The following is a 13,531-nucleotide window of genomic DNA, read 5'->3' on the forward strand; positions in this document are numbered from 1 at the left end:
AAGGAGAAGCATATTATGGCATGTACAACAATATTAGTAGGTAAAAAAGCATCTTATGATGGTTCAACCATTATTGCACGTACGGAAGATTCACAAAGCGGCGATTTTACGCCAAAACAATTTATCGTGGTGAAACCAGAAGACCAACCACGTCATTACAAATCAGTCTTGTCTTCATTTGAAATGGATTTACCAGATAATCCAATGCGCTACACGTCAGTGCCAGATGCCTTGCGTAAAGACGGTATCTGGGGCGAAGCTGGTATCAACGAAGCCAATGTTGCCATGAGCGAAACTGAAACCATTACGACCAATGCGCGTGTTCTAGGAGCTGACCCTTTGGTTGAATCTGGTATTGGTGAGGAAGATATGTTGACATTGGTACTTCCTTACGTTCGTACAGCACGTGAAGGGGTAGAACGTCTCGGTGCTATCCTTGAACAATATGGAACTTACGAATCAAACGGTGTTGCCTTTTCTGATGTTAATGAAATTTGGTGGTTGGAAACCATTGGTGGTCACCATTGGATTGCTCGCCGTGTCCCAGATGATTGTTACGTCACAAATCCTAATCAGCTCGGTATTGATCACTTTGAGTTCAACAACCCAGATGAGTATATGTATTCAAAAGATTTGCGTGATTTCATCGCAAGCAATAACTTGGATTTGACTTACTCAAATGAACACTTTAACCCACGCTATGCTTTTGGTAGCCAACGTGATAAAGACCGTCATTACAATACACCACGTGCTTGGGCAATGCAACGTTTCTTAAACCCAGAAATCGAACAAGACCCACGTAGTTTCTTTATTCCATGGGCACAAAAACCTTACCGCAAAATTACGATCGAAGATGTCAAATACGTTTTGAGCAATCATTACCAAGACACAGAATTTGACCCGTACGGACCAGAAGGAAATGCGGTCACACAACGTGCCTTCCGCACAATTGGTATCAACCGCACTAGTCAAACAGCCATTCTTCAATTGCGCCCAGACCAACCGCACGATACCACAGGAATTCAATGGTTGGCATACGGTTCAATGCCATTTGGAACAATGGTGCCATTCTTTACTCAAATTTCAACGACACCAGCCTATTTTGCCAATACTGGCGAAAATGTCTCGACAGACTCATTCTATTGGGCAAATCGTCTTATTGCAGCAATTGCTGACCCACATTTCCACCAACACGAAGGTGATATTGAAGATTATATCGAAAAAATAATGGCAGCAGGACATGCACGAATCAAACGTGTCGATGCCGCTTTAGCAAACGGAGAAAACATTGACTTTGATGCCGAAAACCAAGCCATGAGTGACTTTGTCCAAGAAGAAACTCAAAAACTGTTAAACAAAATCCTCTTTGACGCAAGTAATCTCATGAAAAACCGCTTCTCAGTCAGTGATTAATAGCATTATCCCCTCTTGAACTTTAAGCAAGAGGGGATTTTTTATTTAAAATTTTTAAAAGTATAGACTTAATAAAGATAGCGTGATAGAATGTGAATGATTAAAAAAACTGAAAATTATCACTTTTTCAATAAAAAAGTAGCGTAAGTTTCAATAAAGGAGATTGACAATGAAACATTTGGGAAAATTATTTAAAAAATACCGTGTATCACGAGGATTAACGTTGCGAGATATTGCTGAAGCAGGGATTTCAACATCACAATTATCACGTTTTGAGCAAGGAAAGACAGATTTAACGATAACAAGGCTTGCTTTAGTTTTAGAGGAAATGAATGTGCCAATTGCTGAGTTTATGCACGTTGCGGGAGATTCTCAGCGTAATCATTTAGAGAGATTGTTAGAAAGAATTCATTACTATCATTCAGTGCAAGATATCGCTGGTTTAGAATATTTGTTAGCAGCAGAGCGAACTGACAATACAGCAAATGAGCTATTTCAACACTTGAACACGATTTTAATCAGGATTTATCTTCATGATTTGTCAAAAGAAGATGATGACTTAGCAGACGAACTTGCTTACTTGAGTGAGTATCTGTTCAGTGTAGAAAATTGGGGTTGCTACGAATTATTGCTTTTCAAAAATGCCTTCGTTGCCTTTAATCATAGAACTTTTATACGCTTGTCAGAAGAATTAAACCAACGAACAGCAGTTTATCAGGACCTACCAGCAAATCGCCAATTGAGATTAGATATCTTGTTAAATGGCTACTTGATGTGTATTGAACGGGATGAATTATCTGATGCGCTTTATTTTGAAAAACAATTAACAGCGGCTTCATTGACTGAAACAGAACTCTATGAAAGACTGGTCTTTCACTATGGCAAATATTTTTATCAGTTTAAAAAATCGCAGAGCGAACAAGCCATTCTTGAAATGCAAAATGCCATTAAAGTGTTGACATTAGCATCTAGCGACCAACTTGCCCAAAAATACCAAAAGCATCTTGAGAGATTAATAGGGAAAGGTAAGGAGTAAAGCATGCCAGTAAATCGGTATCGAGCTTTGCTATTGATGAATGTTTTTAGTGCGAGTTTGCCTTATTATTTCGTTAGTCTTTTGCTTTTAAGGCAACTTGGATTTTCTTATACGGTTATTGGGACATTATCCGTAGTAACAGAACTGTTTGGAACAGTTTTTGATTTACCGCTAAGTATTTGTGCTCAAAAATTTGGTTATCAGCGATTACTAATATTATCGCACCTCTTTTTATTAGTTGGTTTAGGGGCGTTAATGAATGGAAAACTAGTCTTTGCTTTTCTAGCAGCCGTATTCATGGGCTTATCTGAATCATTATCTTCAGGAACATTAGTTTCCTTTAATTTTGATGTCTTAGCTAATGAAAAAGAGTATGCTAAATTCCTTAAAAATTCAAATACGATAAAGTATGTTTTTATTGCTTTGGTAACGATTATTTCGCCATTTTTACTAAAACAAAGTGTCCTATATCCATTAATATTATCCATTAGCTTTGTGATGATTAGCTTGATTTGTCTGTTGAAGCTGCCAAATAAAATCGTAAAATCAGATTCAAAGGAAGCTTCAGCATTATTGTCAGGAATTCGTTTAGCACCATGGCAGTTAATGATATTAGGGGTTAGTTTTACAACTCTTATTATGGTAAATAATTCTTATGCTAGCCTTTTATTGACAGACAAGGGAATTTCTTTAGATGTTTTAGGCATTATCTTGTTTTTGTTTAATTTAGGAATGGCATTAGGAAGCTATTTAAAAATTGAGTGGAAATATACTTTGGTTATCCCAATATTAGTCGTATTAATTTCCATGCAAACAGAAGTTCATCTGATAATCTTACTATTTTTATTGATTAGAATTTTAAATGCTAACTATAATAACCAATTGATGTTAAAAATGAATCAAACGATTAAGGAAAATCGTGCCGTAGCTTGGTCTTTGTATAATTTTGCCATTTCAATAAGTTTTATGTTAGCAGATTTTTTAGCAGGGCTTATTGCAGATCGATTTGGCTTATTAATGGTATATCGAGTTTTTGGACTATCTGCCACGTTTTATCTTATCTATTATTGCTGGAAAAAGTGTAAGTAATCCTCGAACTCTCACCTCACATAAACATCCTATGAAACCATTGATTTCATAGGGTTTCTTTGTTTTTGCATGAAAAAAATAATTTTTGTGAGAAAAAAGCTTGCAAAAAACTTAAATTGTGTTATACTTAACCAGTAAACTATTAACTAGTTAAGAAAAGGAGTTGTCATGAAGAAGAAATTTCTTTTATTGATAAATTTAGTTGCACTTTTATTTGCTTGGCAAATCAGCCATATCAAGCAAGTTTCGGCAGATGATAAGATTGATGTTGTCACAACTTTCTATCCTGTTTATGAATTTACCAAAGCTGTTACGGGAGATACCGCAGATGTAACCATGTTGATCAAAGCAGGAACTGAACCACACGACTTTGAACCATCTACCAAAAATATTGCAACGATTTCAGACGCTGATGTTTTTGTCTATATGGACGATAGTATGGAAACATGGGTTGATAGCGTTGAAAAATCCATTGATTCAGACAGTTTAACAGTTGTTAAATCAACAGGAGATATGCTATTAATGGCAGGAACAGCTGATGAAGACGACGAAGATAGCGATGACGGTCATACTCACGAATATGACCCACACGTTTGGCTCTCACCAAAACGCGCTATCACATTGGTTGAAAATATCCGTGACGCTTTTGTTGCAAAATATCCTGATAAAGCTGATACTTTCAATAGCAATGCAGCTGCTTACATTGAAAAACTAAATGATTTAGATGCCGAATACACAGAAGCATTGTCAAATGCTAAACAAACAAGCTTTGTCACACAGCACGCTGCTTTTGGTTATTTAGCACTTGATTACGGTTTGACACAAATTCCAATCACTGGTGTGTCAGCCGAATCAGAACCATCAGCAAAACGTTTAGCAAGTTTGACAAAATATATCAAAAAATACGATATTAAATACATTTACTTTGAAGAAAATGCGTCAAGTAAAGTTGCTTCAACTTTAGCAGATGAAGCAGGGGTCAAAACAGCGGTGTTAAATCCGATTGAAAGCTTAACAAGCAAACAAATCAAAGCTGGTGAAGATTATTTCTCAGTTATGGAAGAAAACTTGAAAGCTTTGCAATTGACAACAGATGTCGCTGGTAAGACTATCAAAGCTGAAACAGACACAACCAAGACTGTTCAAAATGGTTACTTCAAAGATAAAGATGTTACCGACCGTTCATTGAGCGATTGGTCTGGTAAATGGCAATCAGTTTACCCATATCTTCTTGACGGCACATTGGATCAAGTTTGGGAATACAAAGCTAAAGCTTCAAAAGGTGAAAAAACAGCCGAAGAATATAAGGAATACTACACAACAGGTTACAAGACAGACGTTGAACAAATCAATATCAGCGGTAAAAAGAATACCATTACATTTATCAAAAACGGTGAGAAATACAAGTTTACTTATAAATATGTAGGTTACAAGATTTTGACTTATGAAAAAGGTAACCGTGGTGTCCGTTATTTGTTTGAAACAGATGATGAAAATGCTGGTGAATTCAAATACGTCCAATTTAGTGACCACAACATCACAACAACAGATGCCGAGCATTTCCACATTTTCTGGGGTGGCGAAAGCCAAGACGCGCTTCTTGAAGAAATGGATAACTGGCCAACCTATTATCCAACTAGCTTAACAGGTCAAGAAATCGCACAAGAAATTGTTGCCCACTAAAAACAACCTCATCAAAAATAGCTAAAAAATCTGAAACAAAACGTTTCAGATTTTTTGTTTGAAATATGATACCTGTTACCACTTTGTTGTTCTTCGTTAGTGAAAAAATATCTTATTTTAATAAAAAAATAAGGAAGTTTCAGTAAAATGCTAAGCGTTATGTAAGCAAAGGGAAGTGATTTGGGAAATATCAAAGAAGAGGTGCTGAAAATGGTTAAAGCATTGGAGACTAGTTTTAAACGCATTGAGAAAAAGTATGTTTTGGATAAAGAAAAACTAGGAGCTATTTGGGATGATTTGAAAGAACACCTTGTAGAGGATGATTATCCGACATCAACAATTACTAATATTTATTTTGACACAGCAGATTTTCAAGTCATTCAGGACTCGATTGCAAAGAAAAATGGTCGCGAAAAGATTCGTATGCGAACTTACGTCACAAACCCGACAGAAGATAGCCAAGCCTTTTTGGAATTAAAGAAAAAAGACGCCGAAGGTATCGGTCATAAATTCCGTTTGGTTTCGGAAACAGGCGCTATTAAACAATTTATCGAAAGTGGGAAATTGACACATGCCACAAGCGAAGACCAACTTTTAATCGATGAATTGAATACACTTAAAGAACGATATGGTGACTTGAGTGCACGTATGTTGATTTATTATGAACGTTCTTCTTTTAAAGAAAAACATCATATTAAAGGGCAACCACAAACGAAAATTCGTGTGACAGTTGACCAAAATGTTACTTACCGTGATTATGATGTAGAAAAATCAATGGGAAATTACGGTAGTGAGCTAGTCGGTGACGGAAAAGTCATCATGGAAATTAAAACCCCTGGTCCCCAACCGGAATGGCTAAAAGCTATTTTGATGAAACACGGCATTGAGTCAACATCGTTTTCAAAATATGGCACAGCTTATCGTAAATCACAAGGAATAGTCTAAATTAAATTGAATAAGTTAGGAGATGATTATTGTTTTGAGTTTATTTAATAGTGTTTATACAGGTGCGAGTGCGACGGTAAATCCATTGATGGTTGCCTTATCCCTTTTGGTCAGTCTTATATTAGGTGCTGCTTTAGCGTGGGTGTATCGTTATCGGACACTTTACACAAAAGAATTTGTCATTACATTGACAATCCTTCCTAGCTTATTGTCAGTGATTATTTTCTTGGTGAACGGTAGTCTGGGAACAAGTGTTGCCGTAGCTGGAACATTTAGTTTGGTACGTTTTCGTTCAGCTGCAGGTGGTGCGCGTGAACTGTTGGCACTCTTTTTAGCAATGACTATCGGATTAAGTACAGGAATGGGTTACCTAACTTTAGCTATTTTGACCACAATTGTTTTCTTGGTGATTTGGCTTGGTTTGGAAAAAATGACCTTCTTTAGTTCAGGACAAACGGTGAGACATTTGGTGATAGATTTGCCAAAAGATCGAAAAGATGAAAAGTTAATCCGCCACATCCTACACCAATTTTGTCGAGATATTGAATTGGTATCGTTGAAAAGTAGCCATAGCGGTGAACATTTGACGTTGACCTATCAAATCGACCTAAATTCAGACGACGATGACGTTTTATTAACCGATGAATTAGTCGAACACATTGTAGATATTGACATCTCAATGACCAAATTAGCTAAGAAAAAGAAAAACTTGTAATACAAGTTAACCAGAACCTCGGTTCTGGTTTTTTTGATGAACAATTAAACAAGCTTGCAAATTCTTGCAGATTGAATTATCAGCGTGACAATAGACGATTTTTGAGTGCGTTGCCAGCTTCTGAAAACTTTGTTATAATGAACTAAGATAGCACTTACATTAAGGAGGCACCGTGAAAGAAAAGCGTATTACAAAGTTCTTTTTAACCTGCGCAACTTTGGTTACTTGTATTACCTTGGGCGTTAACCTTTGTTTTCAACATTCTACAAAAGCGGTTGTCGCAGAATCTTCGGAAACATCAGATACAGCAACAGCTGATTTTATTGCAAGCATTGGCGAAACAGCACGACAAATTGGGCAAGAGCGTAACCTCTACGCTTCTGTGATGATTGCACAAGCTGTCTTAGAATCAAGTAGTGGGCAGTCTGCGCTTAGCCAGTCTCCTTATTATAATTTCTTTGGTATCAAAGGGAGTTACAATGGCAATTCTGTGACCATGCTAACTTGGGAAGATGACGGAAATGGCAATACTTACGAAGTTGACCAAGCATTTAGGTCGTATGATAGTTTAAGCGATTCGTTGAATGATTACGCTAATTTGCTTAGTTGGGATTTGTATTCTGGAACGTGGAAGTCTAACACAACATCTTACCAAGACGCCACGGCAGCCTTGACTGGTTTGTATGCCACAGACACATCTTACGCTGATAAATTAAATGCTTTAATTGAGCAATATGGTTTGACAGTCTATGATGAACCAGCAAGCACAGAGGAAGAAACAAGTAGCGAGGACAATTCAGACCATGTCTGGAATGAATATCGTGGCTCTTACACAACAGCAGCCATTCTAGCAGAAGATGAAGCATGGCTTCGCTTTATTAGTCAATAGAATAGGAAAGAGGAATTTTCTCCTCTTTTTTACATTATTTTGAAAATAAAAAAAGCCAATTTCGATTGCTCGAAAATGGCTTTCCTGTAAAATGCGGTTTCTTATTTGAGACCGTATTTTTTGTTGAAGCGATCCACACGACCGTCTGCTTGTGTGAATTTTTGGCGTCCAGTGTAGAATGGGTGAGAATCTGATGAGATTTCCACACGTACAAGTGGATAAGTAGCGCCTTCAAATTCTACAGTTTCGTTAGAAGATTTTGTAGAACCGCTAAGGAATTTGTAACCAGTAGTTGTGTCCATGAACACTACTGGACGGTATTCTGGATGGATGTTTTGTTTCATTGTTAAAAGATTTCCTTTCTGCCATGGTGCTTTTTTGACGCACCATAGTTATTTTAACTTCTATAGTTTATCAAATAATGCGATATTTGACAAGACTTTTAAGCAAATTAATTGAATTAAAATCAAGTTGTCATTAAGTCAAGGCTATCAAGGGATTGCTTAGTTCTTTGGTACTAGCAAGTCTTTGATTTCTTGGTAAATTTCGTCGTTTTCTTCAAGGCTATAAGAATTCGCTCCGCTGGCTAATGGGTGTCCGCCTCCGCCATGACGTTTAGCGATTTCATTGATAACCTGTGATTTACTACGAAGACGCACACGGTAATGTTTATCAGCTTGTTCGACAAAAATTGCCCATGATTGGATACAATCGATTTTTCCAGGCGTTCCAACGATGGCAGATGTTTCAGCATCAGTTACGTTGAATTTTTTCATAGTATCCTGTGTCAATACCACACGAGCAGCGCCATTCTCATCAACTTCAAGATTGTCAAAAACGTAGCCTTGAAGTTTAGCAATTTTAAATGAAAACGAGTCCATTTGACGAGCTAGTGTTGAAAAATCAAAATCATATTCGCGTAGCTTGCTCGCAATTGAGAGCGTTTTGCTTGTTGTTGCAGGATAAAGGAAACGTCCAGTATCACCGACGATACCACAATAAAGCAGGCGAGCTGCCTCATTTGACAAAGCTAGATTAGTTGAAAGGGCAAAATCGGTGATGATTTCGCTAGCGCTAGAAGCAGTTGTATCAACATAAAGCAAATCACCGTAAGCATCGTCATTAGGGTGATGGTCGATTTTAATCAGAAAGTCACCTTTTGTATAGCGGTCATCGTCAACACGTGGCGTGTTTGCAGTATCGGTAACAATAACTAAAGCGCCTTGGTAATCATCATCAGAGACAGTATCCATTTTTGTCAACCAAGTAAGTGTTGGCTCGTCTTTCCCAGTCGCCAAGACTTTTTTTTCTGGAAAATTATGTCTGATAATATCACGAAGCCCGACTTGACTACCGAGAGCGTCAGGGTCGGGACGTTGATGACGGTGGATAATAATGGTATCGTAAGCTTTTATTTTTTCTAAAATTTCTTCAAAAGTGTTGTTCATCGTTTATTCTCCAATATCATATCAATATGCGGAATACCGTTCTCTAGGTATTCATCAGAAATCGTCTTGAATCCAAAAGAAGTGTAAGATGTTTGTAAGTAAGCATGAATTTCAGTATTTTCCATAAAAACAAAGAAAATGAATTAAAACTTTTATATCGCTTACCATGACATTTTTCTGATTTTCATTATACCACAGAAAAAAGAGAATTTATTTTAGAATGCTTATTTGATAGATACTTTTGTTAATTTCTATACGAAAACGCTCAAAAATACCTCTAAATCAGCTTTTTTAGTAGGTGTTGCAAATAAGCAAAATCAAAAATTATCAGAAAAGAAAGCGCGCACAAAAACGTGTAAGTATTGAAATAAAAACGGGAATATGCTATAATCATGTCTTGTAAGGGTTATCATATGATAATTCGAAAAAACACAAATAAAAAGGAGAACCATAATATGGCTTCAAAAGATTTTCACATTGTTGCAGAAACAGGAATTCACGCACGTCCAGCTACTTTGCTTGTTCAAACAGCTAGCAAATTTGCTTCAGACATCACTCTTGACTACAAAGGTAAAGCTGTAAACCTTAAATCTATCATGGGTGTTATGAGCCTTGGTGTTGGTCAAGGTGCTGACGTTACTATCTCTGCTGAAGGTGCAGACGCTGATGACGCACTTGCAGCAATCGAAGAAACAATGACTAAAGAAGGATTGGCTTAATAAAATGACAGAAATGCTTAAAGGAATTGCCGCATCTGATGGTGTTGCTGTTGCTAAAGCGTATCTACTCGTTCAACCGGATTTGTCATTTGAAACTGTTACAGTTGAAGATACAAGTGCAGAAGAAGCTCGCCTAGATGCCGCATTAAAAGCATCACAAGACGAGCTTTCTGTTATTCGTGAGAAAGCAGTAGAAACACTAGGTGAAGAAGCAGCTGCCGTGTTTGATGCACACTTGATGGTTCTTGCTGACCCAGAAATGATCAGCCAAATCAAAGAAACTATCCGTGCAAAACAAACGAATGCAGAAGCAGGTCTTAAAGAAGTGACTGACATGTTCATCACTATCTTTGAAGGAATGGAAGATAACCCATATATGCAAGAACGTGCAGCGGATATCCGCGACGTTTCAAAACGTGTATTGGCACACCTTATCGGTGCTAAACTTCCAAACCCTGCAACTATTGATGAAGAATCAATCGTTATTGCACACGACTTGACACCATCTGATACTGCTCAATTAAACAAACAATTTGTAAAAGCCTTTGTTACTAACATTGGTGGACGTACAAGTCACTCAGCTATCATGGCGCGTACTCTTGAAATCGCGGCTGTTCTTGGAACAAACGATATCACAAGTCGTGTTAAAGATGGCGACATCGTAGCAGTAAATGGTATCACAGGTGACGTGATTATCAACCCAACAGAAGAAGAAATTGCTGAATTTAAAGCAGCTGGTGAAGCATACGCTAAACAAAAAGCTGAATGGGCTCTTCTTAAAGATGCTGAAACAGTAACAGCTGATGGTAAACACTTCGAATTGGCAGCTAACATCGGAACACCTAAAGACGTTGAAGGTGTTAATGCTAATGGTGCAGAAGCAGTTGGTCTTTATCGTACTGAATTCTTGTACATGGATTCACAAGATTTCCCAACTGAAGATGAACAATATGAGGCATACAAGGCTGTTCTTGAAGGCATGAATGGTAAACCAGTTGTGGTTCGTACTATGGATATCGGTGGGGATAAAGAACTTCCATACTTTGACCTTCCAAAAGAAATGAATCCATTCCTTGGATTCCGTGCACTTCGTATTTCTATCTCAGAAACAGGAAATGCAATGTTCCGTACACAAATTCGTGCACTTCTTCGTGCATCTGTTCACGGACAACTTCGCATTATGTTCCCAATGGTTGCGCTTCTTAAAGAATTCCGTGCTGCTAAAGCAATCTTTGATGAAGAAAAAGCTAACCTTAAAGCTGAAGGTGTTGCAGTGGCAGATGATATCCAAGTAGGTATCATGATTGAAATTCCAGCAGCAGCTATGCTTGCTGACCAATTTGCAAAAGAAGTTGACTTCTTCTCAATTGGTACAAACGACCTTATTCAATACACTATGGCCGCTGACCGTATGAACGAACAAGTTTCATACCTTTACCAACCATACAACCCATCTATCCTTCGTTTGATTAACAATGTTATCAAAGCAGCACACGCTGAAGGCAAATGGGCTGGTATGTGTGGTGAAATGGCTGGTGACCAAAAAGCTGTTCCGCTTCTTGTCGGAATGGGACTTGATGAGTTCTCTATGTCAGCTACATCAATTCTTCGTACACGTAGCCTTATGAAGAAACTTGATACAGCTAAAATGCAAGAATATGCAAATCGCGCTCTTACAGAATGCTCAACAATGGAAGAAGTTCTTGAGCTTAGCAAAGAATACGTTGATTTCGATTAATTGTGTTTAATATTATCAGAAAGAGTTTGGACTATTTTGTCCGAACTCTTTTTTTAATTTTACGGATAGATGTGTAGTGGTTTTCCTGTCACTTTAGCTTAGTTAATAGCTGAAAAATCAACTTTTGTCGGAACTACTGATTTTTAAAGGCTTATGAATAGAATCTTCACTGGAGAATTTATTTTTTAAAACAAAATCCTTGACTTGGAGTGTACTCTAAGTTGTACAATACAGATGAAATTCGTATTTTACCATAAAAAACTTTATTCAATAAATTTATTATTATGAAAATTTGATATTGCAAAGTTTTTGTCTTAATTTTCTGAATTTTTTCGTGTTAAAATATTGAAAAAAGCAGAAAAAGTGATAAAATGGAATTATCACATTTAAAAGGAGATATAGCTTGACTAAACAATATAAAAACTATGTCAATGGAGAGTGGAAACTTTCTAAAGAAGAAATTAAAATTTATGCTCCTGCCACAGGTGAAGAACTCGGTTCTGTACCTGCAATGAGCCAAGAAGAAGTTGACTACGTTTACGCTTCTGCAAAAGCCGCTCAAAAAGAATGGCGTGCGCTTTCATACGTAGAACGTGCAGCTTACCTTCATAAAGCAGCGGATATTTTAGTGCGTGATGCTGAAAAAATCGGTGCTGTACTTTCAAAAGAAATTGCTAAAGGTTACAAATCAGCAGTAGGTGAAGTTATCCGTACAGCTGAAATCATTAATTATGCCGCTGAAGAAGGTGTCCGTCTTGAAGGTGAAGTCCTTGAAGGTGGAAGCTTTGAAGCAGCAAGCAAGAAAAAAATCGCTATTGTTCGTCGCGAACCAGTAGGATTGGTACTTGCTATCTCACCATTTAACTATCCAATTAACCTCGCAGGTTCTAAGATTGCTCCTGCCCTTATTTCAGGGAATGTTGTTGCCCTTAAACCACCTACGCAAGGTTCTATTTCAGGTCTTCTTTTGGCTGAAGCATTTGCTGAAGCTGGACTTCCAGCTGGTGTATTCAACACAATTACAGGACGTGGTTCAGTAATCGGTGACTACATTGTTGAACACGAAGCTGTTAACTACATCAACTTCACAGGTTCTACACCAGTAGGTGAACACATCGGTAAATTGGCTGGTATGCGTCCAATTATGCTTGAACTTGGTGGTAAAGACTCAGCTATCGTTCTTGAAGATGCTGACCTTGACTTGGCTGCTAAAAACATCGTTGCAGGTGCTTACGGTTACTCAGGTCAACGTTGTACAGCCGTTAAACGTGTCCTTGTTATGGATAGCGTTGCAGATAAATTGGTTGCCAAAGTTTCAGAACTTGTTAAAGATTTGACTGTTGGTATGCCTGAAGATGATGCTGATATTACTCCGCTTATCGATACAAAAGCAGCTGACTATGTTGAAGGTCTTATCAAAGACGCTCAAGACAAAGGTGCTAAAGAAGTTATTTCATTCAAACGTGAAGGTAACCTTATTAGTCCAGTATTGTTTGACAATGTAACAACTGATATGCGTTTGGCTTGGGAAGAACCATTTGGTCCAGTCCTTCCAGTTATCCGTGTTAATTCAGTAGAAGAAGCTGTCGAAATTTCAAACAAATCTGAATACGGTCTTCAAGCAGCAGTATTTACAAACAACTTCCCATTGGCATTCAAGATTGCTGAACAACTTGAAGTGGGTACTGTTCACATCAACAACAAAACACAACGTGGTACAGATAACTTCCCATTCCTTGGTGCTAAGAAATCTGGTGCTGGAACACAAGGTGTGAAATACTCTATTGAAGCAATGACTACTGTTAAATCTACAGTATTTGATATTGCAAAATAATTTTTGATGAAGGTTAGAACGG

General features: G+C 37.6%; 13 protein-coding genes. 10 read left to right on the top strand and 3 right to left on the bottom strand.

The features are described 5' to 3' along the window. The first annotated feature begins 15 nt into the window (after positions 1–15). From BTR42_RS04345 to BTR42_RS04375, 7 genes are all read left to right on the top strand, one after another. Positions 16–1,413, top strand: coding sequence for a C69 family dipeptidase (locus tag BTR42_RS04345; protein ID WP_077496575.1), 1,398 nt, complete (start codon positions 16–18; stop codon positions 1,411–1,413). A gap of 169 nt (positions 1,414–1,582) precedes the next feature. Continuing rightward, a complete protein-coding gene (locus BTR42_RS04350; protein ID WP_174564800.1) occupies positions 1,583–2,449 on the top strand; it encodes a helix-turn-helix domain-containing protein in 867 nt (288 codons plus the stop codon). Positions 2,450–2,452: 3 nt separating this feature from the next. Continuing rightward, positions 2,453–3,538 carry an MFS transporter gene (locus BTR42_RS04355; protein WP_074656541.1) on the top strand — a complete coding sequence of 362 codons (1,086 nt, stop codon included), beginning with the start codon at positions 2,453–2,455 and terminating at the stop codon, positions 3,536–3,538. Positions 3,539–3,706: 168 nt separating this feature from the next. Next, positions 3,707–5,221, top strand: a complete 1,515-nt coding sequence (locus BTR42_RS04360) for a zinc ABC transporter substrate-binding protein AdcA (RefSeq protein WP_039694961.1) — start codon at positions 3,707–3,709, stop codon at positions 5,219–5,221. Positions 5,222–5,431: 210 nt separating this feature from the next. Next, a complete protein-coding gene (locus BTR42_RS04365) occupies positions 5,432–6,166 on the top strand; it encodes a polyphosphate polymerase domain-containing protein (protein WP_043878540.1) in 735 nt (244 codons plus the stop codon). Positions 6,167–6,188: 22 nt separating this feature from the next. Then, positions 6,189–6,881: a DUF4956 domain-containing protein gene (locus tag BTR42_RS04370; RefSeq protein ID WP_009853852.1), complete on the top strand. Its 693-nt coding sequence runs from the start codon at positions 6,189–6,191 to the stop codon at positions 6,879–6,881. Positions 6,882–7,053: 172 nt separating this feature from the next. Further along, positions 7,054–7,770, top strand: a complete 717-nt coding sequence (locus BTR42_RS04375) for a glycoside hydrolase family 73 protein (protein WP_009853856.1) — start codon at positions 7,054–7,056, stop codon at positions 7,768–7,770. Between the two features lie 101 nt (positions 7,771–7,871). On the opposite strand, the gene BTR42_RS04380 is transcribed toward BTR42_RS04375, so the two are convergent. From BTR42_RS04380 to BTR42_RS04390, 3 genes are all read right to left on the bottom strand, one after another. After that, positions 7,872–8,114, bottom strand: a complete 243-nt coding sequence (locus BTR42_RS04380) for a type B 50S ribosomal protein L31 (protein WP_003064003.1) — start codon at positions 8,112–8,114, stop codon at positions 7,872–7,874. Between the two features lie 159 nt (positions 8,115–8,273). Beyond that, positions 8,274–9,218, bottom strand: a complete 945-nt coding sequence (locus tag BTR42_RS04385) for a DHH family phosphoesterase (protein ID WP_077496579.1) — start codon at positions 9,216–9,218, stop codon at positions 8,274–8,276. Beyond that, entirely contained in the window at positions 9,215–9,343 is a 129-nt protein-coding gene (locus BTR42_RS04390) for a GNAT family N-acetyltransferase (RefSeq protein WP_074580719.1), read from the bottom strand. Before BTR42_RS04390 ends, BTR42_RS04385 begins: the two co-directional genes overlap by 4 nt. A 330-nt stretch (positions 9,344–9,673) precedes the next feature. Between BTR42_RS04390 and BTR42_RS04395 the strand changes: the two genes are divergently transcribed. The 3 genes from BTR42_RS04395 (at position 9,674) to BTR42_RS04405 (ending at position 13,509) form a co-directional block, all read left to right on the top strand. Continuing rightward, on the top strand, positions 9,674–9,937 hold the full coding sequence (locus BTR42_RS04395) for a phosphocarrier protein HPr (RefSeq protein ID WP_003064009.1): 264 nt from the start codon (positions 9,674–9,676) through the stop codon (positions 9,935–9,937). A 4-nt stretch (positions 9,938–9,941) separates the two neighbouring features. Next, positions 9,942–11,675, top strand: coding sequence for a phosphoenolpyruvate--protein phosphotransferase (ptsP, locus tag BTR42_RS04400; RefSeq protein WP_003064012.1), 1,734 nt, complete (start codon positions 9,942–9,944; stop codon positions 11,673–11,675). Positions 11,676–12,078: 403 nt separating this feature from the next. Next, a complete protein-coding gene (locus tag BTR42_RS04405) occupies positions 12,079–13,509 on the top strand; it encodes an NADP-dependent glyceraldehyde-3-phosphate dehydrogenase (protein WP_009853872.1) in 1,431 nt (476 codons plus the stop codon). The last annotated feature ends 22 nt before the right edge of the window (positions 13,510–13,531 follow it).

The organism is Streptococcus gallolyticus subsp. gallolyticus DSM 16831 (assembly GCF_002000985.1).
GTDB lineage: Bacteria > Bacillota > Bacilli > Lactobacillales > Streptococcaceae > Streptococcus > Streptococcus gallolyticus.

Bases quoted from the DNA above. Each gene is read 5' to 3' on its own strand.
- BTR42_RS04345 (WP_077496575.1), top strand. From the start codon at position 16: ATGGCATGTACAACAATATTAGTAGGTAAAAAAGCATCTTATGATGGT.
- BTR42_RS04350 (WP_174564800.1), top strand. From the start codon at position 1,583: ATGAAACATTTGGGAAAATTATTTAAAAAATACCGTGTATCACGAGGA.
- BTR42_RS04355 (WP_074656541.1), top strand. From the start codon at position 2,453: ATGCCAGTAAATCGGTATCGAGCTTTGCTATTGATGAATGTTTTTAGT.
- BTR42_RS04360 (WP_039694961.1), top strand. From the start codon at position 3,707: ATGAAGAAGAAATTTCTTTTATTGATAAATTTAGTTGCACTTTTATTT.
- BTR42_RS04365 (WP_043878540.1), top strand. From the start codon at position 5,432: ATGGTTAAAGCATTGGAGACTAGTTTTAAACGCATTGAGAAAAAGTAT.
- BTR42_RS04370 (WP_009853852.1), top strand. From the start codon at position 6,189: ATGATTATTGTTTTGAGTTTATTTAATAGTGTTTATACAGGTGCGAGT.
- BTR42_RS04380 (WP_003064003.1), bottom strand. From the start codon at position 8,114: ATGAAACAAAACATCCATCCAGAATACCGTCCAGTAGTGTTCATGGAC.
- BTR42_RS04385 (WP_077496579.1), bottom strand. From the start codon at position 9,218: ATGAACAACACTTTTGAAGAAATTTTAGAAAAAATAAAAGCTTACGAT.
- BTR42_RS04390 (WP_074580719.1), bottom strand. From the start codon at position 9,343: ATGGAAAATACTGAAATTCATGCTTACTTACAAACATCTTACACTTCT.
- BTR42_RS04395 (WP_003064009.1), top strand. From the start codon at position 9,674: ATGGCTTCAAAAGATTTTCACATTGTTGCAGAAACAGGAATTCACGCA.
- ptsP (WP_003064012.1), top strand. From the start codon at position 9,942: ATGACAGAAATGCTTAAAGGAATTGCCGCATCTGATGGTGTTGCTGTT.